Origin of the sequence: Bittarella sp. HCP28S3_D9 (genome assembly GCF_052065655.1) — a bacterium.
GTDB lineage: Bacteria > Bacillota > Clostridia > Oscillospirales > Ruminococcaceae > Bittarella > Bittarella massiliensis.
Map to the genome: position 1 here is coordinate 265,027 of NZ_JBQHTP010000001.1, position 20,558 is coordinate 285,584.

Genomic DNA, 20,558 nt, shown 5'->3' on the forward strand with positions numbered 1-20,558 from the left:
GAAACGCCCTTTCAGCGACGGGGAATGGGCATAGCTGTCCCCTTCTCGCTGTGTTCAGTATTTACTGTCGCCCGGTTTAAAATCGGACATACTCCACGGAAAAACCCACACGGATGTGTGGCAACCTCCCGCTTCAACGCATATCTTGTGCAGTCACGCTTTATTATAATACACCAGCGCCGGGCCCATTGCAAGGCTTTTTTCAAAGTTTTTTGGGCAAAAAAGAGATTTTTCACCCTTCCTTTTGCCCCGGTTGGAGAATTTTCTCCAACCTTCGTCCGGCGTGTCCTCTTTGGCGCCCCTCAGCCGCCGTGGCGGCGCTTCCAGCGGATGTCGATGAAGACCACCGCCCAAAACAGGCCAAAGAGGGCCAGGATGTGCCAGGCCTTCATCACCGTGCGCCAAAAGCCCCCCGGCTGCACCCCGCCGGCCAGCACCCGCTGCCGATCCCGCTTGGCCCGGCGGATGAACTCGCCCACATAGCGATAGCTGGCCCGGGCCCCGCTCAGCTCCGCGGCGATGGCCTGTCCCTGCTCGCCGGCGCCCCGCACCTCGCCCTCGGCCCCGATCCCGCAGAGAAAGTTGCTTCCTATATATAAGAAGGTCGTTTTCTCCCAGCCGGCGGCGGCCTCCATCCCGGCGGACTCCTCCCCCAGCAGGTGGACGTTCCCGGCGCTGTCCACCGCCACCGTGTTCTTCATCCCGGTGGCCACGTAGATGATCTGGCGCAGGGAGCCCACCTCGCACTGGCCGAAGGTGTTGTCCCCGGCGCTGACCAGGGTGCCGTCTCTGCGCAGGGCGATGGAGTGGTTGTAGGCCGCCGAGACAGCCACCACCCCCGTCTCCCCGCTGATGCTGCGCTGGCCGAACTCGTTGGCTCCGGCCGCCAGCACCTTGCCGCCGCCGGTGACCGCCAGCAGGTGGCCCCGCCCAGCCGAGAGGGTCTCCACCCCCTGCCACTGCTCCGCCCGCAGGAGCTGGTCCTCGTAGAGCCCCTCGCTCACCTGCAGCAGCTGCACCGTCCCGTCCTTGAGGAGGGCCGCCACAAAGGTGCCCCCCACGGCGATCTGCTCCACCCTTCCCCGGGGGGTGAAGGCGGTCTCCCCGCCAGGGGTGAAAAGGGCCACCGAGCCGTCGGCGTAGAGGAGGCCCACCCGGTCGCGGAACTGGTCGAACTGGGTGACATTTTTCTGTCGTTTGAGGGCGGCGGCCAGCTCCTCCGGACAGCCGGAGGAGACCGCGAGGGTGTTGTCGCTCCCCAACACCACCAGGTAGTCCCGCCCGCCGTTGACGGGGGAGGTGTAGGGGGTGACCTGCACTTTGTCCGCCGCCCGGGCCGGAGCGGGGAGGCAGAGAGAGAGGGAGAGGGCCATGAGAAGGGAGAGGGCCCGCTGCCAGAGCGCCCTCTTTTTGCCGGTTCGCACCATTGCCATCTCCCTCGCCCCCTTCTCTGCCGGGCCCCGCGGTCCGGCTGCCCTTTTTCGCTGTCCCCATTATAGTGTGCCGCGGCCCTGCCGTCAAATCGGGGGCAGCCCGCCGCTTGAAAAAAGCAGGGGGGCGCCCGCCGCATCCCCGCGGCAGGCGCCCCCCCTGTTTCTGGCGAGTCCTTAGATGTGGGACTCGATGTATTTCACGATGTCGCCGACTTCCTTGATGTTCTCCACCTCTTCGTCGGGGATCTCGATGTCAAATTCCTCTTCCAGGCTCATCACCAGGTCGACCACGTCCAGGGAGTCAGCCTCCAAATCCTCCATGATGTTGGCCTCCATGGTGACCTTCTCTTCCTCCACGTCCAGCTGATCGCACAGGATCTCTTTGACTTTCTCGAATACCATATCATTTTCCTCCTATAAGAAAATACCAGTCTGCAAGATTGCAAAACATCGCCGCCAAAGCGGGTGGCGATTGCCTACATACTTGTATACACGTTTTGGCAGCGGCTGTCAATGGGTATTTGGAAAAAGGATGAAAAATCATTGCTTTTCTCCACCCCGCCGGCCGACAACTCCCCGGGCCGTCCCCTTTGGCCCAGAATTCAAAAAAATTTCACCTTTCCCCGCCCTCCTCGCCGCTCAATTTGTGGTATAATGGCCGCAATGCGGCCATTGTGTCGAGACGGCGGTCAGGGGGCACTGGGTCCCCCCGCTGCCCGCCCGACCCCCGCCGCACACGACTGACATTGGGAGGAGCTTATGAAACAGGGCAAGACCTTCGGCCTGATCGGGGAGAAGCTGGGCCACTCCCTCTCCGGCCAGATCCACAGCCGTCTCTTCGCTGCGCTGGGCGCAGAGGCCCGCTACGACCTCATCGAGATCCCCCGGGAGGTGTTTGCCGACACCTTTCCCCGGCTGCTGGTCGAGTACGACGGCCTCAACGTCACCATCCCCTACAAGCGGGCGGTCCTCCCCTACCTGGAGGCCCTCTCCCCCGAGGCGGCCGACTACGGCGCGGTCAACACCGTCGACTGCGCCGCCCGCACCGGGCACAACACAGACGTGACCGGCTTCCTCCGCTCCCTGGGGGCGCGGATCGAGGCCCTCTCCGGCGACGTGCTGCTGCTGGGGGCCGGCGGCGCGGCGCGAATGATGGCCAAAGAGGCCCTGCGGCGCTGCCGCTCCCTGACGGTGGCGGTGCGCGACCCCGGCAGCGAAAACGCCGTCTCCCTGCGCCAGGAGCTGGCGGGGGCGGCGGTGCGGTTTGTCCCCCTGGGACAGATCGAGGGGCCATACGACGCCCTGCTCAACGCCACCCCGGTGGGGATGTGGCCCCAGGTGGAGGGCTGCCCGGTGGACGAGTCGGTCATCGCCCGCTGCGGCTTTGTCTTTGACGCCATCTACAACCCCGCCGAGACCCGGCTGCTGCAGGCCGCCCGCGCCCTGGGCGTCCCTGCCCTGGGGGGGATGGGGATGCTGGTGCTCCAGGCCGCCGCCGCCCAGGAAATCTGGCTGGGTCGGCCGGTGGACGGCAACCTGACCGACGAGCTGATCCGATCGCTGGAGGGGACGAACCATGCGGGATAACTACGCCCTGGTGGGCTTTATGGGCTGCGGCAAGACCACCGTGGGGCGGGAGCTGGCCAAGCGGCTGCAGTGCCCCTTCTGGGACCTGGACGCCGCCATCGCCCAGGGGGAGCGCCGGACCATCCCCGAGATCTTCGCCCAGCAGGGGGAGGCCGGTTTTCGGGAGCTGGAACACGCCTACCTAAAACAGGCCGCCGGGCGGCGGGGGGTCCTCTCCTGTGGCGGGGGGCTGGCCCTCTTCCCCCGCAACCGGGAGGTGCTCAGCCGCCACTTCACCACCGTCTTTCTGGACTGCGATTTTGAGACCTGCTACCAGCGCATCCGCGCCTCCTCCCGCCCCCTGGTGCAAGACAAGAGCGAGGCCGAGGTACGGGCCCTCTTTGAGAGCCGCTACCCCATCTACCAGGCCTGCTGCGACCTGCAGGTAAACGCGGCCCACTCCCCCTTCATGGTGGTGCAGGAGATCCTCAAGCAGCGCCGCCGCCACCGCTAGGACAGCCGAGAGAGGAGGCACTTCAAGACGTGATCGACTTTTCCATCTGGCAGGACCCCGAGACGGGGGACCCCCTCTCCTTCAACCGCGCCCGCCGCGGCTTTGAAAACCCCCGCACCGGCCGGCTCTACCCCGCCGACAGCCGGGGCATCCTCCACTTCTGCGGGGCGGAGGATGCCGTCGGCCCCGATGCCGCCAGCACCCGCTTTTACGATCGGTTCGCCCCCTTTTACGAGGGGGGGCAGAAGCTCTATTACAGCCTCTACGGCGGCGAGCGGAAGGCCCGAAACGACTACCTGCAATACCTGCACATCCGCCCCGGCGACCGGGTGCTGGAGGTTTCGGTGGGCACCGGGGCCAACATCCGCTGCCTTCCCCCGGAGGCCGACTACTACGGCATCGACCTGTCGGCGGGGCAGCTCGAACAGTGCTTTCTGCAAAAGCGGAGGCGCCGGCTCCCCCTTCACCTCTGCCAGGCGAACGCCGAGGCCCTCCCCTTTCGGGACGAGAGCTTCGACGCGGTCTTTCACGTGGGGGGCATCAACCTCTTCTCCGACCGGGAGGCCGCCATCCGGGAGATGGTGCGGGTCGCCCGGCCCGGCGCCCCCCTCCTCATCGCCGACGAGACCGAGCGGGTGGCCCGCCGCTACCAGCGCCTGCCCTTCTTCGGCACCCCCTTCCGGGGGCGGGAGGAGATCGTCCCCCCGGTGGACCTCCTTCCCCCCAACGTCACCGATGTGGCCCTGGCCGACGTCCGCCGGGGCAGCCTCTACTGTCTGACCTTCTGCAAAGCCCTCTAAGGGGCCGCAGAGAAGGGAGTGCCGCCGATGAGCAAGCACCTGTCCGCCGCCTTTTTCTCCCCCGTCCGTCTCCTGGCCCTCGTCTCTTCCCTCTCCCTCGCCGGTTGCCAAAAGACCCTCAAAGGGACCGACGCGCTGGTTGAAAAGGCGCGGGCGGAAATCCCCATTGCCGATGCGGAACACACCGAGATCCGGTACGCCGGGCAGTGCGCGCAGGGGGATGACGCCCTCCTCTGGTTCATCTCGGGCAACGAGTACCAGGCGCACAGCTACCTGCCCATGGAGTGCACCGTGGTCGGGGAGGAGGAGTATGTCTTTGTGCAGACCTACCGCCCCCTCCCCCGCGGCGGCAGGGACATTGTCGCCCTGCAGTGGAAGCGGGGGCTCGCCCTTTTGATCAACGACCCGCGCTGCACCGCGGTCCGCCTCTCCGACGGGGAGGGGACCCGCCTCTTTTCCATCGGGGAGGGGGAGTACCCCTACATCCTGTACAGCGAGACGCTGCCGTCGCGATACCAGTTTTTCGACGCCGCGGGAAACGAGCTCCTGTAAAGGGGCGAACATCAGGCGCCCCCTCCCAACACAAAAGAGCAGCCCGACCGATCTGCCGCTGGTCGGGCTGCTCTCTTTTTTTGTTCGATCAGTCGGGGGAAGGGCTACTTGGCTAGGGCTTCCAACACGGCCATCACCATCTCAAAGGTCCGCTGGAAGGAGGCCAGGTCCAGGCACTCGTCGGGGGTGTGGGCCCCGTCGGCGGTAGGGCCGAAGGCGATGATGTCCAGCGCGGGCAGTTTGTCCTTCAAAATGCCGCACTCCAGGCCGCCGTGAACGGCCTTCATCTCCATCTCCTCGCCGGTCTGCTCCTTATAGATCTTCATGCAGAGTTCCCGCAGGGGGGAGTTGGCCTCGTACTTCCAGCCGGCCATGGGCTCGTTGATGTCGGCCTTCACCCGGCACATCTCGGCCAGGGTCGCCATCTCGTCGGCCATGTGGTCGCGGACGGTGGGGTCGCTGGAGCGGATGAACTCGGTCATCTTCACGGTGTTCCCCTCGCTCACCGCCACCCCCAGGTTGCCGGAGGTGACCACCAGGCCGGGGATCTCCATGCTCATGGTGTAGACGGCGTTGGGGAGCAGGTAGACAAAGCGGATCAGCTCGTCGCTGGAGGCGCTGTCCATCATCTGGGCGGCGGGCTCGGCGGCGGCTGCCTGCAGCGCAAAGCCGGGGTCGCTGGCCGCCAGCTCGGAGGAGATCTCCGCCGCCACCCGCTGGGCGATGGCAATGGCCTCGTCGGCCCTGCCGGCGGGCACGGCGATCAGGGCGTCGGACTCCCGGGGGATGGCGTTCATCTTCGAGCCGCCCGAGAGGCTCACCAGGTTCACCGGCATCGCCTTTTTGATGTTGTGCAGCACCCGCCCCATCAGCTTGATGGAGTTGCCCATCTCCTGGTCGATCATCATGGCCGAGTGGCCGCCCAGCAGCCCCCGCACCGCCAGGGAGACGGCCTCTCCGGCAAAGGGCACCAGCTCGGCCGACTTCTCAAAGTCGATGAGCAGCCCGCCGGCGGAGGAGACGATCATCGTCCCCTCGGGGCCGCAGTCCATGTTCAGCAGGTACTTGGCCTCCAAGTCGGAGCAGTCCAGGGCAATGGCCCCCAGCAGGCCGATCTCCTCCATCGAGGTGAAGACGCACTCCAGCGCCGGGTGGCGGTAGTCGTCCCGGGCGAGGGCGGCCATCATGTAGGCCACCGCCACCCCGTTGTCGGCCCCCAAGGTGGTGCCCGAGGCGCGGAGGATGCCGTCTTTTACCTGCAGCTTCAGGGGGTCTTTTTCAAAGTCGTGTTCGGTGGCCTGGTTTTTCTCGCAGACCATGTCCAGGTGGCCCTGCAGCATGACGGTGGGCAGCCCCTCGCAGCCGGGGGAGGCGGGCTTCTTCACCACCACGTTGTAGGCGTCGTCCATCCGGCACCAGAGACCCAGATCCTTGGCAAATTGCATCACAAACTCGGCGGCAGCTTTTTCGTTGCGGCTGCCCCGGGGAATGGCAGAAAGCTCTTCAAAATAGCGCAGCGCGTCGGCCGGCTCGTATCCTTTGGTCACATACTCCATGGGGATTCGCCTCTTTCTCTCTGAAATTGCGCCACCGCGCCGGGGGGAAGACCGCCCGGCCTGTCCGATGGCATTTGCCAACAGTATACTCTTTCCCCCGCCATTTTTCCAGTGGAAAGCGGCAAATCGCCGGGAGAAATTTCGCCCCGCCCCGCCGCCGCATCTGTCTACTTTGCCCCTTTTTCCCCCACGGGCAATTTCCCCTTGACAGGGAGGGCGGCCTGCCTTACACTCTATTTATACGATTATCGTATAATACGAAAGAAGGTTATAAATATGGCAAACCCCGATCCCCTCCAGGTGGCGCAGCTCTGGCACGAGGTGCTCATGTACAGCTCCACCCCCGAAGAGGTGGCCCGCTACCCCGAGCTGATGGGCCGCTCCCCCCTCGAAATGCGCCTGCTGCTGATGGCCGGCGCGGCCCCCCACCTGCTGCTGCGGGACTACCTGGCGGCCCTCCACGTCCCCAAGAGCACCCTCACCAGCGCCCTCAACCGGCTCGAGGGGCAGGGCTACCTCCGCCGGGTCATCAGCCCCCGGGACCGGCGCTCCTTTCAACTGGAACTGGGGGAGCGGGGGCAGGCCTTTCTGCGCAGCTACCTGGACTACCAGCGGGGGATGGGGGAGCGGATCCTCGGCGGCCTCGCCCCGGAGGAGCAGCGGCAGTTGGCGGCGCTGCTGCAAAAGGTCGCCTCCTACATGCTCCCCCGCCAGGAGGGGGCGAGATGATGCGGGGCGGCGAGCGGTTTGCCGGCCAGATGGCGGGGAAGGTCGTCCTCCTCACCGGGGGCGGCGGGGGGATCGGCGTCGAGGCCGGCCTGGCCTTTGTCGAGATGGGGGCCACCGTCCTCCTCGCCGAGTGCGACCGGGAGCGGGGCCTTGCCGCCCAGCGGCGGCTGTGCGACCGGCGGCCGGGCAGCGGCGTCTTTCTGCCCGTCGATCTGGCCGACAAGGGGGATGTGGAGGTCCTCTGCGGGGAGGTGGCGGCCCGTTTCGGCTGCCCCGACGTCCTCTTTCACAACGCCACCCTGGCGCAGATGGGGGCGGTGGAGGAACTGCCCCTCGACGCCTGGAACCGAAGTTACGCCGTCAACCTCCTCGCCCCGGTGCAATTGACCCGGGCCTTCCTCCCCGCCATGCGGGAGCGGGACAGCGGGGTGATCGCCTTTGTCTCCTCCTCCGGGGCGGCCCCCCACATGGGGGCCTACGAGGTCTTTAAGACCGCCCAGGCGGAGCTGGGTTCCACCCTCGCAATGGAGCTGGAGGAGACCGGCATCCACGCCTACACCATCGGCCCCGGGCTGGTGCGCACCGCCACCGCCGAGGCGGCCATCGAAATCGTGGCCGGGCGGATGGGGATGAGCCTGCCCGCCTTCTACCGCCAAAACGAAAGCCACCTCCTCAGCGCCGAGGCGGCGGGCTGGGGCTTTGCCCTCTCAGCCCTCTTCGCCCAGCGCTACCGGGGGCAGGAGATCGCCTCCATCCAGGTGCTGGGGGACTGCGGCCTCTCCCCCGAGGGGGCGCCGGAGCCGCCCGCCAAAGCCCCGGTGGACGGGCAGGCGGCCGCCCTGGCCTTACAGCGGGTGGCCGACACCTTCTTTGCCCAGTATCGGGGCTGGAAGGGGATGAACGTCTTTGAGCGCCAGTGGGTGCTGCGGGACTTTAAAAAGTCGGTGGGGCTGCCCGCCGACGGGGCGGCCGAAACCCTGCGGGAGCTGCTGCGGGCGGGGCCGGCCGCCCTGGGCGCCCAGCGGGCGTTTCTCCAGCGGCTGCAGGGCTACTGGGAGCGGCAGTACACCCTTTTGCAGGGCTACGAGCGCGACCCCGTTCGCCGGGCGGAAAACAGCCGCATCGTGCAGGGCTGGGTGGAGGAGGTGGCCGCCCTCCTCGCCCTGCTGTCCTAGGAAGGGTGGCGGACAGACCATGTCCCCCCAAAAAAGCATCTCGGCACAGACAAGAGCGCGCCGGCTGTGACAGCCGGCGCGCTCTGATTTTGCCCTCTTATTTGCCCTCGTAAAAGCGGAACATCTCCTCCATCACCCGCTTGAAGCCCTCGCGGGAGACCTCCATCGAGACCCGGCAGCTGCGAAAGCCGCTGGGCCGGGGGGAGAAGTCCACCAGGGTGCGGCCCCGGCTGGGGCCGTCCTCGGTCTCGATGTCCACGTGGCACCGCTTCCAGGTGACGATGGAGGGGTCGGCCACGCAGGCCACCGTCATGCAGTCGCAGAGGAAGGGGGACGGATCGTCGGACTTGGCGGTGATCAGGTCCTGCATCCCCTCGCCCCGCTCGGTCTTATAGCGCATGATTTCCCCGGTGAGCCGGGCGATGCGGTGGTCACAGGCCAGCAGGTCGCCCCAGTCGCCGCTGGTGAGCTTGGCGCGGAAGATGGTCTCCAGCTCCACCATGTCCACCGGCACCCCACTGCGAAAGACGATGTCCGCCGCCGTGGGGTCGGCCCAGAGGTTGTACTCTCCATAGGCATTCTGGTTGCCGTAGATGCGCGAGCCCCCCATGATGGTCAGGTTGGCGATCAGCCGGGCGGCGTCAGGGTACTTGGTCAGCAGGATGCCCAGGTTGGTCAGGGGCCCCAGGGCGATGATCTCCAGCCGGCCGCCGGCCTTGACCGCCTCGTCGTAGATCACATCCCAGGCGTGGCGGGGATCCTCCTGCTGGGGGGAGGCGGGGAGGGTCACCGTCCCCAGCCCCCGCACCCCGTGGGCAAAGGAGGCGTCCGACGCGGGGTAGAGCATCGGCGCCGCCGCCCCCCGGGCGACGATGGTGGACAGCCCCGCCTCCCGGCAGAGGTCGAGGGCGTTCTGGGTGGTCAGGTCGATGTTCACATTCCCCGCCACCGAGGTGACGGCGCGAATGTCGAACTCCTCCCGGCTGGCGGCCAGAAACAGGGCGACGGCGTCGTCGATCCCCGGGTCGCAGTCAATGATAAATGGGCGCTTTTCCATCTCTTGTCCCCTCCTCTAACCCAATTTGGCAATGCAGTCGATGAACAGCCGGGCAAATCCGTCCCGGTCGCCGCCCACCACCACGTCGATGTTGGCCTCTTTGCAGCCCACCCCAAAGGGGCGGATGTAGGTGGCGGTGCAGCCCCGGCTCAAGGACTTGCCGGTGTCCACCTCCACGTAAAACCGGCGGGTGTCGAAGAGCCCCTCTTTGATCAGCCAGGCGCTAGCCACCGCGTCGTGAACCACCAGGTCGCGGCCGTTGCCGCCAAAGGTGTCCTGGCAGTAGTCAAAGAGCTGGGCACAGAGAGCCCCTACCCGCCCGCTGTGGCGGACCTCTTCGATCTCCTCGGGGCGCAGGGCCATCTTCTCGGTCACGTCCAGCCCGCACATGGTGATGGGCAGCCCGCTGCCAAAGACGATGGCCGCCGCCTCCGGGTCGTGCCAGATGTTGAACTCCGCCGCCGGGGTGATGTTCCCGCCCGAGGTGGAGCCCCCCATCAGGCACAGCCGCTTGATTTTCCCCTTCAACTCGGGGTAGGAGAGGAGCAGGGCGGCGATGTTGGTCAGGGGGCCCAGGGCGGCGATCACCATCTCCCCCTCGGCCTCCCTGATCTTGGCCGCCATGAAGTCAACGGCGTTTTCCCCCAGGGGCCCCCGCTCCGACAGGGGCAGGATCACCCCGTCCAGCGCCGTGGCGCCGTGGTAGGAGAGGGCCGGCCGGCACTCCCCCGCCAGGGGTTTGACACAGCCGGGGACCACCGGGATCTCCTCCCCCAGAAAGGCCACCAGCCGCAGGGCGTTTTCGGTGACATTTGGCAGCAGCCCGTTGCCGGGGACGGTGGTGATCCCCTGCAGGTCAAACACCCCGCTGCCCAGCGCCATGAAGAGGGCGGCCGCGTCGTCGTGCCCGGGGTCGCAGTCCATCAAAAGCGGAATTCGGTTCATCTTTCATCCTCCCTTTGCCTAACCTTTTTTCGTACTGTTTCATTGTATCAGCAAAGGGGCCGCACAGACAATACGGCCCCTTTTTTTCAGCGTTCCTACGGGAATCGCCCTCTTTTTTTGGCTAGTTTGCCCTCACTTCGCCCCGCCGGCAAAGGGTACCCTTTCGGCCCGACAGATGCGGCGCACCGCCTGGCTGCCGCAGATGAGGGCGATGGGCAGCCCGCCGGTGGTCTGGCACCACTGGCTGGCGAGCAGGGCGTTTTTCAGCCCCTTGACCCGGCCGTCGGCCGCCATCTGCCCCGCGCCCGGCGTCAGCACAAAGGACATCCAGGCCCCCTGATAGGCGCTGCACCACCGGTGGTAGGTCACCGGGGTCGCCAGGTCAAGGGGCAAAAGCTTCCCCGCCAATTCCGGGAATTGCCCCTCGACGCGGCGGCGCACCCCCTCCAGCAGCCGCGCCTTCTCGGCCCGATAGGCCGTCCGGTCCCGGGCAAGGGACTGCCAGTAGGGGTAGTCCTCGGCCGCCGACTGGTCCAGGTTGCAGACCATCACCGTCTGCCCCGCGGGGGCGAAGGTCGGCTCGTCGCTGTACTGGGTGATGCCCAGGTGCTCTACCCGCTGGGTCCCCACCGAAAGGGGCTCCACCAAAAAGCCCAGGGTGCGGGGCCAGCCCCGCAGGTCCGCCGCCACCCCAAACGCCGCCCGCACCGAGGTGGGGCGGGGGTTCTTCCCCTCGGCGGCAAACCGCCTGTCCCAGGCAGGGGCCGGGTGCCTGCCCCCCAGCAGCCGGTGCAGGGCAAAGTGAGCGTCGCAGGCCGCCACCGTCCAGTCCGCCGCCAGCCGCTCGCCGCCGGCGAGCACCAGCCCCCGGGCCCGGCCGCCCTCCTCCCAGACCTCTTCCACCGGGCAGGAAAGGCGCAGTTCGCCCCCCAGCGCCCGGTAGCGCTCCGCCATCCGCAGGGCCAGGGCCCGCGAGCCCCCGGCGGGCACGTCCCCATTGCCGCCGGTGAAGGTCGCCAGGGAGAAGAGCAGGGCGCTGGCGGCGTATCCGGGCGGCAGAAAGTGCCCCATCATCGCCCGCAGGGCCGGGTTTTGAAACCGCCCGGCAAACGCCGCCACCGACAGCTTGCCGTATTTCTGCATCGGCGCCGCCGACCTCGCCATCGAGGCCATCAGCCGGCAGAGTTCCAGGGGGTTCATCATGTCCATGGGCTTGCCGGAGGGGATCTCCATCCCCTTCAGGGTGCGGATGGCCGCGCACATCTCGCGGACGCGGGCTTCGTCCTCGGGGGCGGCGCGGCAGAGCTCTTCCTCGGTCCGCTCCAAATCCCGCCAGAAGGTCAGGTCGCCGTCCGGGTGATAAAACCGCCAGAAGGAATCGGGCTGGTGAACCGCCACCCCGTCCAGGGCCCCCACCTCCTCCCACATCCGCCGCAGAGGGGTGCCCTCCCGGGTGCCGGTCAGCCAGTGGATACAGCCGTCGATGTGGTAGCCCTGCCGGTCCCAGCCGGTGCACTCGCCCCCCGGCAGGGGATTTTTCTCGCAGACGATCGTCTGAAACCCGCTCTTTTGGGCGTAGATGCCGGCGGCCATTCCGGCCACCCCCGCCCCGACGATGGCGATCTTTTTCACCGCTTGCGCTCCTCTCCCGGCGGCCGTCCGGCCGCCCACAGGCCCGCCAAAGGCGGGACGCCCCTCTCTTCCCCGCTACCGCCGCAGGATGTCCACCAGCCACCCCGGTTCGGGGCAGGGCTCCTCTGGGCAGCGGGCCAGCTCCTCCGCCGCCCCCTGCACCGCCGTCCAGAAGGCCAGCGACAGGGCCAGGGGGTCCCCCTCTTTAAACACCCCCATGGCCTGCCCCGCCGCCACCAGCGGCACCGAACGGCGGATGTTGTCCACCCCCTGGGCCCGCTCCCGCACAGCGGGGGGAAACTCCTCACTATACTGGGCGCGGCCCATCAGCACAAAGACCTTGGCCACCGCCGGGTTTTGGGCGATGGCCCCGAAGATGCCCTCCGCCGCCCGCAGGAAAAACTGCTCCGGGTCGGCCTGGGGCAGCTCCATCATCTGCGCCGGGCCCCGCCGCCCCAGGTCGATGAGCTCCTCGAGCACCGCCTCTTTGGAGGGGAAGTAGTGAAAGAGGAGCCCCGCGCTCATCCCCGCGGCGGCGGCAATGTCTCCCACCTTGGTGGCCGCATATCCCCGGCGGACAAAGAGGTCCAAACTCACCTCCAAAATCTCCCGGCGGCGGCGCGCCCGCTGTTCCTCCCGCTTGTTCATTTTATTGAATCTCCATTCATTGAATATTTATTTAATAAATTTAGTATACCCCTTCGCCCCCGCCCTGTCAACTCCCTTTTTGCGCCGGGGCAAAGTGGGCGCAAAAAGGCGGCCCGCCCTCCCTGGGGCGGGCCGCTCTCGGCGTTTGGGTCTCTACCGGGCCAGCTTGGTGTACAGGTCGCCGATGATGCGGTCGCGGCGGATGCTGTAGACGTAGAGGATGGGGTGGTTGCAGGGGCAGATGCTGTAATACCCGTCGTAGGAGGGGATGGGGGCGGGTTCCAGCCGGGTCTCGGTGCAGTCCATCTCCAGCAGCCAGGCCACCGGGGCCACGTCCCAGATGGTGCGGCTCCAGAAGGGGCCCTGGCGGTTTCGCTCCGCCTCCTCCCTGGTGATGTCGCAGAGATAGTCGCAGAGCTGGTTTTTCCCCCGCAGCCAGTGCTCGATTTCGGGGCCGGTGGTGGTCAGGGCCGAGACCACCCCGTTGCAGGGGAAGAGCACCACCGGCACCCCGCACCCCAGAAGGACGCGGGCGGCGGCCACGTCCTGCAGCATGTTGAACTCCTTGGTGTTGAACCACTCCAGCGCGTGGCCCCCCAGCCAGAGCACCACCACCTTGCGGGCGATGGCCGGCTCCATTAGCAGGGCCGAGGCCACGTTGGTGATGGCGCCGATGGCGATGACGTAGAGGGGGTCGCCGTCGGGGCGGGCCATGGCCCGGGCCACCAGGTCGCGGGCGGCCGGCGAGTCCACCGGGGTCTCCTCGTCGGCCAAAAAGCGGTCGGAACCGCGGTAGACCGTCTGTCCACAGTCCCCTTCCCGCCCCATCAGCTCCAGGATGCGGTGGGTCTCCTGATAGCTGCGCTCCATCCCCTCGGCGGCGCTGGCCACCTTCTCGTTGTGAAAGGGGGCCGCGTAGATGGCCTGCAGGTCGATCCGCTCGGGAGAGCGGAGGATGTAGGCCAGGGCGAACTGGTCGTCCACCTCGTTGAAGGGGTCGGTGTCCAGCACCGCGCTCACCCGCCCGGCGGGCTTTTTGAGCCGGCTCACGATGAATTCCGGCGGGATGTCGTGGGCCGGGGCCGGGTGGTCGTAGTGGATGTCCATAAACTCTTCCAGCAAACTGTGATAGCGCATGAAAAGCCTTCCTTTCTCCGGCAGGGCTCGCCTGCCCCAGTGGGATCCCTCACTGCCCTCACTCTACCACATCCGCCGCCGGCTGTCTGCACCCGGCAGAAAAAAATTCCTTTCGGGCCAAAAAGGCGACCCGCCCCCGCAGGGGGCAGATCGCCTTTTCTCTCTCTTTTTTACCCCACCAGGTCGATGGGCAGGCTGGCCACCGCGTTCCAGCCCAGTCCGGCCAGGTTGCCGGCGCAGTACTCGCAGTACCCCTGGGAGGCAATCATCGCCCCGTTGTCCCCGCAGAGGGAGAGGGGCGGCAGGTAGAGGGCCAACCCCTTCTCCCGACAGCGCTCGCTCAACTTCCCCCGCAGCCCCGAGTTGGCGCTGACCCCCCCGGCCACCGCCAGGGTCTTGTAGCCCAGGTCCCGGGCCGCCGCCAGCAGGTTGTGGCTCCTGCATCCGGCCAAAAAGGCGACCCGCCCCCGCAGGGGGCAGACCGCCTTTTCTCTCTCTTTTTTACCCCACCAGGTCGATGGGCAGGCTGGCCACCGCGTTCCAGCCCAGCCCGGCCAGGTTGCCGGCGCAGTACTCGTAGTACCCCTGGGAGGCGATCATCGCCCCGTTGTCCCCGCAGAGGGAGAGGGGCGGCAGGTAGAGGGCCAACCCCTCCTCCCGGCAGCGCTCGCTCAACTTCCCCCGCAGCCCCGAGTTGGCGCTGACCCCCCCGGCCACCGCCAGGGTCTTGTAGCCCAGGTCCCGGGCCGCCGCCAGCAGGTTGTGGCAGAGGATGTCGGCCACCTTTTCCTGAAAGCTGGCGCAGATGTCGTCCACCGGCAGTTCGGCGCCCCGCTGGGCAGCGTTGTGGGCGGTGTTGATGACCGCTGTCTTGAGGCCGGAAAAGCTGAAGTCGTACTTCCCCGCCACCTTGGGGGTGGGGAAGGAGAAGGCCCCCTTGTCCCCCCGCTGGGCGGCCCTGTCCAGGGCGATCCCCCCCGGGTAGGGGAAGCCCAGGGTGCGGGCGGCCTTGTCAAAGGCCTCGCCCGCGGCGTCGTCCAGGGTGCGGCCCACCACCCGAAATGCGGTGTAGGAGAGCACCTCGATGATGTGGCTGTGCCCCCCCGACACCACCAGGCAGAGAAAGGGCGGCTGCAAGTCGGGGTGGGCGATGTAGTTGGCGGCGATGTGCCCCCGCAGGTGGTGTACCGGCACCAGGGGTTTCCCCGCCGCGTAGGCCAGCCCCTTGGCGAAGTTGAGCCCCACCAGCAGGCAGCCGATCAGCCCTGGGGCGTAGGTCACTGCCACCGCGCCAATCTCCTCCAGGGGGACCCCCGCCTCTTCCAGGGCCTGGCGGTAAATCTGCGAGATGGCCTCGGCGTGCCGGCGGGAGGCGATTTCCGGCACCACCCCGCCGTAGAGGCGGTGCTCCTCGATCTGCGAGGCCACCACATTGGAGAGCACCTCTCTCCCGTCTCTCACCACCGCGCAGGCGGTCTCGTCGCAGGACGACTCAATTCCCAGTACCAGCATCCTCTGCCGCGCTCCTTCCGTCACTCTCTAGTCGCAGGTTCAAAATCAGGGCGTCCTCGTCCGGCGCCCGGTAAAACCGGGGCCGCCGCCCCGCCGCCGCAAACCCCAGCTTGCGGTAGAGGGCCACCGCCCCCCGGTTGGAGGCCCGCACCTCCAGCGAGCAGAGGGCGGCCCCCGCCGCCCGGCCCCTCTCCAGCAGGGCGAGCGCCAGGGCCTCGGCCACCCCGCGGCGGCGGCAGTCGGGCCGTACCGCCAGGGTGTTGATGTGCAGGTCGTCGGCCACCAGGGTGGCAAAGAGGTAGCCCGCCACCCGCTGCCCCCGGTCCAGGACGCAGAGGCAGAGGGCCCCCGGCGCCCCCGGCGCGGCCAGCACGTCGCCCCGGCCCCAGGCGCTGGGGCCGAAGGTCGCCGCCTCGATGGCCGCCACCTCTTCCAGCAGCGCTCCCTCGGCGGGGAGCACCGTCCAGCTAGCGGCCATCGGCGCCCAGCTCCTGCAAGATGCCGTTGACCGCCGCCGAGATCTGCGACAGACAGGCCCGGTAGGCCTCGATCCCCTGGCCGTAGGGGTCGGAGACGCCGCCCCCCAGCAGGTGCACCTTCTTCATGCTGCCGCTGTCGAGCACCGCCTCCAAGATCTCCCGGTGCTGCTCGGTCATCACGTAGATCTCGTCGGCGTCCTCCACCGCCCGCATGGTCAGGGTGCTCGAGCGAAAGTCCCCGCTGTCGATCCCGATCTCCGCCAGGGCGGCGGCCGCTTCGGAGGTGATGGTGTCCCCCGGAAAGGCGGAGAACCCGCAGCTTGCGCAGGTGATGCTCTCATCCCTGCACCGGGCGCGAAACACCAGCTCCGCCATGGGGCTGCGGCAGGTGTTGCCGGTACAGGCGAACAGGATTTTCATTTCGCACTTCCCTCCGTCACTCTCGTTGTCTCTGTCATCCCTTGGCCAGGTACCAGTTGACGCCGGTGTGGGCGTCCACCACCAGGGGCACCGCCAGCGCGGCCGCGCCCTGCATCTCCTCGGTCACCAGGTCGGCCACCCGCTGGGCGTCTTCCTCCCGCGCCTCCACGATCAGCTCGTCGTGCACCTGCAAAATCAGTTTGGCGTCCAGCCCCTCGTCGCGCAGCCGCTCCCAGACCCGGCACATGGCGATCTTGATGATGTCCGCCGCCGTCCCCTGGATGGGGGAGTTCATGGCCATCCGCTTGCCCAGCGCCTGCAACACCTTGTTCTTGCTGGCCAGCTCCCGGATGTACCGGCGGCGGCCGTAGAGGGTGGTGACGTACCCGCAGTCCCGGGCGTCCTCCACCGTTCTCTCCATAAAGGCGCGCACCCCCTGGTAGGTCTCCAGGTAGCCCTTGATGTAGGCGTCCGCCTCGGCCACCGATACCTCGATGTCCTGCGCCAGGGAGTAGGCGCCGATGCCGTAGACGATGCCGAAGTTGACCGCCTTGGCCCGGCGGCGCATCTGGGGGGTCACGAAGTCCAGCGGCATCCCAAACACCTGGGAGGCGGTGATGGTGTGGATGTCCTGCCCACCGCGAAAGGCCTCGATCATCCGCTCGTCATCCGCCATGTGGGCCAGCACCCGCAGCTCGATCTGGGAGTAGTCGGCGTCTACCAGGGTGTAGCCCGGCCGGGCCACAAAGAACTTGCGCAGCTCGCTGCCCAGGGGGGTGCGCACCGGGATGTTTTGCATGTTGGGCTCGGTGGAGGAGATGCGCCCGGTGCGGGTCTCGGTCTGGTTGAAGCGGGAGTGGATCCGCCCGTCCTCCCGCACCACCTTCAACAGCCCCTCCACATAGGTGGATTTGAGCTTGGCGTAGCTGCGGTAATCGAGGATGTCCTGGATCACCGGGTCCTTGCCCAACAGGCCGTTCAGGACGTCGGCGTTGGTGGACCAGCCGGTCTTGGTCTTTTTGCCGTGGGGCAGCCCCAGGTCCTCAAACAGGGCCACGCCCAACTGCTGGGGGCTGTTGATGTTGAACGACCGCCCCACCCGGTCGAAGATGCGCTGCTGCACCTGGGCGATGTCCAGGTCAAGCATCTCCCCGTACTGGCGAATCCCCTCGCAGTCCACCGCGACGCCGGTCTCCTCCATGTCGCAGAGGACCTGGGCCAGGGGCAGTTCGATGCGCTCCAACAGCTCGGTCTCCCCCGCTGCCTCCAGCTTCTCTTTTAGCACCGCGAGCAGGGGCATCAGGGCGGCGAGCTCCCCCTTCTGGGGCAGCTCTTCCTCCAATGAAAAGGACGGGACGGCCCCGTACTCGCCGATGAGCGCCTCCAGCTGGTAGGCGCTGGCGGTGGGGTTGAGCAGGTAGGCCGCCAACATCCCGTCAAAGGCGATCCCCGCCGCCTCGGGCAGCAGGTGGTAGAGGGCCTTGCTGTCAAACACCCACTTGGGTATCTTTTCGTCCTCCAACAGGGGGGCGATTTCGGCGAGGCCGGGGTAGAGGGCCACGTCCGTCCCCCGCACCGCCGCCCAGCGGCCGTCCTCCAGCGCCAGCACCCCCACCGGCTCCTCGCCGGCGGGCAGGGCGTCGGCCACCCGGGCGGAGGGCAGGGGGGCGGCCTCTTTCTCGCCCTCGGGGGCGGGGGCCGCGCCGTCGGGGTGCAGCCCCAGGCGGCCGATGAGCGACTGCATCTCCAGCCGGGAGAGGGTCTGGTAGAGCCAGCCCTCGTCCGCCGGGGCGGTCTTGTAGTGGCTCAGGTCCCCGTCGATGGGGACGTCGGTGCGGATCTCCGCCAGCTGGCGGGAGAGGTAGGCCGTCTCCCGCCCCTTTTCCAGCTTGGCCCGCACCCCCGGTTTGATGGCCGGGTCGTCCAGGTGCTCGTACACCCCGTCCAGGGTGCCGAACTGGGCGATCAGGCTCAGGGCGGTCTTCTCCCCGATCCCCGCCACCCCGGGGATGTTGTCGGAGCTGTCCCCCATCAGGGCCTTGACCTCGATCATCTGGATGGGGTCGACCCCGTAGCGCTCCCGGATCGACTCGGGGGTCAGCACCTCGGACTTCTGGGTGGTGGAGAGGCGCACCGACACCCGCTCGCCGATGAGCTGGTAGCTGTCCCGGTCCCCGGTGCAGAGGACGCAGTCCTCCCCCCCCTCCCGGCAGAGGCGGGCGAAGGTGCCCAGGATGTCGTCGGCCTCAAATCCCTCCACCGCCAGCAGGGGGTAGCCCATCTTCTGCAAAATCTCCTTGAGCAGGGGCAGCTGCTGGGCCAGCTCGTCGGGCATCCCCTTGCGGCCGGCCTTGTACTGGTCGTACTGCAGGTGGCGGAAGGTGGGGGCCCGCAGGTCAAAGGCGATGGCGATGCCGTCCGGCTCCACCTCCTGCCGGATGCCCAGAAGGATGTTGAGAAAGCCGTAGATGGCGTTGGTGTAGCTGCCGTCCTTGGTGGTCAGCAGCTTGATGCCGTAAAAGGCCCGGTTGACGATGCTGTTGCCGTCGATGCAAACGAATTTCATCCCAGTCTCCCCTCCCCCGGCGGCCGTCTGGCCCGGGGCGATATGCGCGCAAAAACAGATGGTATTAGTATACCACAAAAACCGCCCGATTGGTTGTATCCCGCCGGCTTTTTTGGTAAAATACAGCGTGTGCCCCGGGGCCGGACGGCCCCGGGCCAAATTTCGAGCACCTGAAAAGAGGAGGGATCGCCGTGTTGACAGTCGGCGGCAGGGAAATCGCCTGCCCAGTGAGCCTGGCCCCCATGGCCGGGGTGGCCGACAGCGCCTTTCGCCAGCTCTGCAAGGAGTTTGGCTGCGGCCTCCTCACCAGTGAGATGGTCAGCGCCAAGGCCCTCACCATGAGCGACCGCAAGACGAAAGACCTGTTGCGCCGCGCCCCCATCGAGGCCCCCTTTGCCATTCAGCTCTTCGGCGACGACCCGGAGATCATGGCCCGGGCCGCCGAGCTGGTGATGGCCTGGAAACCCGATTTCATCGACATCAACATGGGCTGCCCCGCCCCCAAGATCGCCGGAAACGGCAGCGGCAGCAGCCTGATGAAAAACCCGCCCCTGGCGGCGGCCATCGTGCGGGCGGTGGTGGCCGCGGTGGAGGTGCCGGTGACCGTCAAGATCCGCAAGGGGTGGGATGAGCACTCGGTCAACGCCGTGGAGGTGGCCCTTCTCTGCCAGGAGGCGGGGGCCGCCGCCGTCGCCGTGCACGGCAAGACCCGGGAGCAGATGTACGCCCCCCCGGTGGACCGCGCTGTCATCCGCCAGGTGAAGGAGGCCCTCTCGGTGCCGGTCATCGGCAACGGCGAGATCGACTCCCCCGAGGCCGCGGCGCAGATGTTTGCCGAGACCGGCTGCGACGGCATCATGGTGGGGCGGGGCGCCCTGGGCCGCCCCTGGCTCTTTGCCCAGATAAACGAGTACCTGCAGACCGGCGAGGTGCGCACCCGCCCCACCCCCCGCCAGAAGATGGCCTGCCTGCTGCGCCAGGCCGAACTGGCCATTGCCCACAAGGGCGAAAAGCGGGCCATGGCCGAGATGCGCAAACACGCCGCCTGGTATTTTAAGGGGGGGCGGGGCGCCTCCAAACTGCGGGCCAAGGCCGGCACCCTCACCACCTATCAAGCCCTGGAGGAGATGACCAAGGAGGCCCTGGACTTGGGCTGCCTGGAAAACGGATAAAGCCTGCACCCGCAGAAGAAGGCCCCCTTTAAAAAGGGGGCCTTCTTCTCTCCCCGGCCGCGCCTCTTTCAGCGCCCACTCGCAGCACTGCAAAATCAACGAGTTGAGCGAGGTCCCCACCTCTGCCTTGGTTTGCAGCCGTTTTCCGCATATTGCCCCAGTGGGGCGAACCGTTATGGCGGCCAGCTCTTTGGCAGCTGATTGGCGAAAAATCGGCGGCGTCCCGCACCCTTTCCCAGCCGGTTATTCTACAACGGCCATAGACCATTGCATTATTCAATGCAATGGTCTATTATTTATCATATTTTATACTTGCTTTTATTCAAACATACAGGACAATCATTTGGGGGGAGAGCCATGTTAAAATTGTGCGTGCTTGAAAAATGAAATCAGATGGGGAAAACAAAATATTGGCTCTATAAACAGATGGGGATGAGCTATCAAAACTTTAGTAGGATGGTAAACGGCGAAACCCGATCCATCAAGTTCAGCAATCTGGAACTCTTGTGCAATGTCCTGGACTGCGAGCCCGGGGATCTATTTGTATACGAAAAGTAGCTCATCTTCTCTGGGCAAAATGCGCTTGCTTTTTTTAAGCGCCTGTTTTCTGCGCTGCACTCAAAAAGATGTTCTATCGGAGAAGGGTTTGGGCACGGTATAAATTC

21 protein-coding genes are annotated in these 20,558 nt (G+C 66.7%); 8 read left to right on the forward strand and 13 right to left on the reverse strand.

Going from position 1 to position 20,558, the window contains the following annotated elements:
- Nucleotides 1–302 precede the first annotated feature (302 nt).
- Both ACTNAU_RS01260 and acpP read right to left on the reverse strand, forming a co-directional pair.
- The gene (locus ACTNAU_RS01260; RefSeq protein ID WP_441097284.1) at nucleotides 303–1,433 is read right to left on the reverse strand and encodes a hypothetical protein; all 1,131 of its coding nucleotides are present in this window, start codon (nucleotides 1,431–1,433) and stop codon (nucleotides 303–305) included.
- 174 nt (nucleotides 1,434–1,607) lie between these two features.
- A complete protein-coding gene (gene acpP / locus ACTNAU_RS01265) occupies nucleotides 1,608–1,835 on the reverse strand; it encodes an acyl carrier protein (RefSeq protein ID WP_021659671.1) in 228 nt (75 codons plus the stop codon).
- A 357-nt stretch (nucleotides 1,836–2,192) separates the two neighbouring features.
- On the opposite strand from acpP, the gene ACTNAU_RS01270 reads away from it, so the two are divergent.
- Genes ACTNAU_RS01270 through ACTNAU_RS01285 form a run of 4 tightly spaced genes read left to right on the forward strand, consistent with a single transcriptional unit; the run spans nucleotide 2,193 to nucleotide 4,865 of the window.
- A complete protein-coding gene (locus tag ACTNAU_RS01270; protein WP_441097285.1) occupies nucleotides 2,193–3,020 on the forward strand; it encodes a shikimate dehydrogenase family protein in 828 nt (275 codons plus the stop codon).
- A complete protein-coding gene (locus ACTNAU_RS01275; protein WP_256136018.1) occupies nucleotides 3,010–3,513 on the forward strand; it encodes a shikimate kinase in 504 nt (167 codons plus the stop codon). Before ACTNAU_RS01270 ends, ACTNAU_RS01275 begins: the two co-directional genes overlap by 11 nt.
- A 29-nt stretch (nucleotides 3,514–3,542) precedes the next feature.
- Nucleotides 3,543–4,313: a class I SAM-dependent methyltransferase gene (locus tag ACTNAU_RS01280; RefSeq protein WP_185915778.1), complete on the forward strand. Its 771-nt coding sequence runs from the start codon at nucleotides 3,543–3,545 to the stop codon at nucleotides 4,311–4,313.
- Nucleotides 4,314–4,340: 27 nt separating this feature from the next.
- Complete coding sequence (locus tag ACTNAU_RS01285; RefSeq protein ID WP_441097286.1) at nucleotides 4,341–4,865, forward strand: hypothetical protein; 525 nt, start codon at nucleotides 4,341–4,343, stop codon at nucleotides 4,863–4,865.
- 104 nt (nucleotides 4,866–4,969) lie between these two features.
- On the opposite strand, the gene pepD is transcribed toward ACTNAU_RS01285, so the two are convergent.
- Nucleotides 4,970–6,421, reverse strand: a complete 1,452-nt coding sequence (gene pepD / locus ACTNAU_RS01290; RefSeq protein WP_441097287.1) for a beta-Ala-His dipeptidase — start codon at nucleotides 6,419–6,421, stop codon at nucleotides 4,970–4,972.
- 276 nt (nucleotides 6,422–6,697) lie between these two features.
- Here pepD and ACTNAU_RS01295 point away from each other — a divergent pair, with 276 nt between their 5' ends.
- Both ACTNAU_RS01295 and ACTNAU_RS01300 read left to right on the forward strand, forming a co-directional pair.
- A complete protein-coding gene (locus tag ACTNAU_RS01295) occupies nucleotides 6,698–7,150 on the forward strand; it encodes a MarR family winged helix-turn-helix transcriptional regulator (protein WP_441097288.1) in 453 nt (150 codons plus the stop codon).
- Entirely contained in the window at nucleotides 7,147–8,325 is a 1,179-nt protein-coding gene (locus tag ACTNAU_RS01300; RefSeq protein ID WP_441097289.1) for an SDR family NAD(P)-dependent oxidoreductase, read from the forward strand. Before ACTNAU_RS01295 ends, ACTNAU_RS01300 begins: the two co-directional genes overlap by 4 nt.
- Before the next feature lie 97 nt (nucleotides 8,326–8,422).
- On the opposite strand, the gene ACTNAU_RS01305 is transcribed toward ACTNAU_RS01300, so the two are convergent.
- The 10 genes from ACTNAU_RS01305 to polA form a co-directional block, all read right to left on the reverse strand.
- A complete protein-coding gene (locus ACTNAU_RS01305; protein ID WP_185915782.1) occupies nucleotides 8,423–9,382 on the reverse strand; it encodes a nucleoside hydrolase in 960 nt (319 codons plus the stop codon).
- Between the two features lie 15 nt (nucleotides 9,383–9,397).
- Nucleotides 9,398–10,327: a nucleoside hydrolase gene (locus ACTNAU_RS01310; RefSeq protein ID WP_441097290.1), complete on the reverse strand. Its 930-nt coding sequence runs from the start codon at nucleotides 10,325–10,327 to the stop codon at nucleotides 9,398–9,400.
- A 132-nt stretch (nucleotides 10,328–10,459) separates the two neighbouring features.
- Nucleotides 10,460–11,959: a phytoene desaturase family protein gene (locus ACTNAU_RS01315; RefSeq protein ID WP_441097291.1), complete on the reverse strand. Its 1,500-nt coding sequence runs from the start codon at nucleotides 11,957–11,959 to the stop codon at nucleotides 10,460–10,462.
- Between the two features lie 75 nt (nucleotides 11,960–12,034).
- The gene (locus ACTNAU_RS01320; protein WP_441097292.1) at nucleotides 12,035–12,607 is read right to left on the reverse strand and encodes a TetR/AcrR family transcriptional regulator; all 573 of its coding nucleotides are present in this window, start codon (nucleotides 12,605–12,607) and stop codon (nucleotides 12,035–12,037) included.
- A 153-nt stretch (nucleotides 12,608–12,760) separates the two neighbouring features.
- Entirely contained in the window at nucleotides 12,761–13,744 is a 984-nt protein-coding gene (locus ACTNAU_RS01325; RefSeq protein ID WP_441097293.1) for a nucleoside hydrolase, read from the reverse strand.
- 170 nt (nucleotides 13,745–13,914) lie between these two features.
- Nucleotides 13,915–14,196 carry a hypothetical protein gene (locus ACTNAU_RS01330; RefSeq protein ID WP_441097294.1) on the reverse strand — a complete coding sequence of 94 codons (282 nt, stop codon included), beginning with the start codon at nucleotides 14,194–14,196 and terminating at the stop codon, nucleotides 13,915–13,917.
- A gap of 49 nt (nucleotides 14,197–14,245) precedes the next feature.
- Entirely contained in the window at nucleotides 14,246–15,256 is a 1,011-nt protein-coding gene (tsaD, locus tag ACTNAU_RS01335) for a tRNA (adenosine(37)-N6)-threonylcarbamoyltransferase complex transferase subunit TsaD (protein WP_441097295.1), read from the reverse strand.
- Nucleotides 15,237–15,734: a ribosomal protein S18-alanine N-acetyltransferase gene (gene rimI, locus ACTNAU_RS01340; protein WP_021659655.1), complete on the reverse strand. Its 498-nt coding sequence runs from the start codon at nucleotides 15,732–15,734 to the stop codon at nucleotides 15,237–15,239. The genes tsaD and rimI overlap by 20 nt, the downstream gene beginning before the upstream one ends.
- Complete coding sequence (locus tag ACTNAU_RS01345) at nucleotides 15,724–16,155, reverse strand: arsenate reductase/protein-tyrosine-phosphatase family protein (RefSeq protein WP_441097296.1); 432 nt, start codon at nucleotides 16,153–16,155, stop codon at nucleotides 15,724–15,726. Before ACTNAU_RS01345 ends, rimI begins: the two co-directional genes overlap by 11 nt.
- Nucleotides 16,156–16,189: 34 nt before the next feature.
- The gene (gene polA / locus ACTNAU_RS01350; protein ID WP_441097297.1) at nucleotides 16,190–18,721 is read right to left on the reverse strand and encodes a DNA polymerase I; all 2,532 of its coding nucleotides are present in this window, start codon (nucleotides 18,719–18,721) and stop codon (nucleotides 16,190–16,192) included.
- A 191-nt stretch (nucleotides 18,722–18,912) separates the two neighbouring features.
- Here polA and dusB point away from each other — a divergent pair, with 191 nt between their 5' ends.
- Nucleotides 18,913–19,893 (forward strand): tRNA dihydrouridine synthase DusB, encoded by a 981-nt coding sequence (gene dusB, locus ACTNAU_RS01355; protein WP_353653902.1) that lies wholly within the window; start codon nucleotides 18,913–18,915, stop codon nucleotides 19,891–19,893.
- A gap of 393 nt (nucleotides 19,894–20,286) precedes the next feature.
- Nucleotides 20,287–20,451, forward strand: a complete 165-nt coding sequence (locus tag ACTNAU_RS01360) for a helix-turn-helix domain-containing protein (RefSeq protein ID WP_286172517.1) — start codon at nucleotides 20,287–20,289, stop codon at nucleotides 20,449–20,451.
- The last annotated feature ends 107 nt before the right edge of the window (nucleotides 20,452–20,558 follow it).

Bases quoted from the DNA above. Each gene is read 5' to 3' on its own strand.
- ACTNAU_RS01320 (WP_441097292.1), bottom strand. From the start codon at position 12,607: ATGAACAAGCGGGAGGAACAGCGGGCGCGCCGCCGCCGGGAGATTTTG.
- ACTNAU_RS01270 (WP_441097285.1), top strand. From the start codon at position 2,193: ATGAAACAGGGCAAGACCTTCGGCCTGATCGGGGAGAAGCTGGGCCAC.
- ACTNAU_RS01325 (WP_441097293.1), bottom strand. From the start codon at position 13,744: ATGCGCTATCACAGTTTGCTGGAAGAGTTTATGGACATCCACTACGAC.
- pepD (WP_441097287.1), bottom strand. From the start codon at position 6,421: ATGGAGTATGTGACCAAAGGATACGAGCCGGCCGACGCGCTGCGCTAT.
- ACTNAU_RS01345 (WP_441097296.1), bottom strand. From the start codon at position 16,155: ATGAAAATCCTGTTCGCCTGTACCGGCAACACCTGCCGCAGCCCCATG.
- ACTNAU_RS01310 (WP_441097290.1), bottom strand. From the start codon at position 10,327: ATGAACCGAATTCCGCTTTTGATGGACTGCGACCCCGGGCACGACGAC.
- rimI (WP_021659655.1), bottom strand. From the start codon at position 15,734: ATGGCCGCTAGCTGGACGGTGCTCCCCGCCGAGGGAGCGCTGCTGGAA.
- ACTNAU_RS01295 (WP_441097288.1), top strand. From the start codon at position 6,698: ATGGCAAACCCCGATCCCCTCCAGGTGGCGCAGCTCTGGCACGAGGTG.
- ACTNAU_RS01285 (WP_441097286.1), top strand. From the start codon at position 4,341: ATGAGCAAGCACCTGTCCGCCGCCTTTTTCTCCCCCGTCCGTCTCCTG.
- ACTNAU_RS01260 (WP_441097284.1), bottom strand. From the start codon at position 1,433: ATGGCAATGGTGCGAACCGGCAAAAAGAGGGCGCTCTGGCAGCGGGCC.
- ACTNAU_RS01275 (WP_256136018.1), top strand. From the start codon at position 3,010: ATGCGGGATAACTACGCCCTGGTGGGCTTTATGGGCTGCGGCAAGACC.
- acpP (WP_021659671.1), bottom strand. From the start codon at position 1,835: ATGGTATTCGAGAAAGTCAAAGAGATCCTGTGCGATCAGCTGGACGTG.
- polA (WP_441097297.1), bottom strand. From the start codon at position 18,721: ATGAAATTCGTTTGCATCGACGGCAACAGCATCGTCAACCGGGCCTTT.
- ACTNAU_RS01360 (WP_286172517.1), top strand. From the start codon at position 20,287: ATGGGGAAAACAAAATATTGGCTCTATAAACAGATGGGGATGAGCTAT.
- ACTNAU_RS01300 (WP_441097289.1), top strand. From the start codon at position 7,147: ATGATGCGGGGCGGCGAGCGGTTTGCCGGCCAGATGGCGGGGAAGGTC.
- ACTNAU_RS01305 (WP_185915782.1), bottom strand. From the start codon at position 9,382: ATGGAAAAGCGCCCATTTATCATTGACTGCGACCCGGGGATCGACGAC.
- tsaD (WP_441097295.1), bottom strand. From the start codon at position 15,256: ATGCTGGTACTGGGAATTGAGTCGTCCTGCGACGAGACCGCCTGCGCG.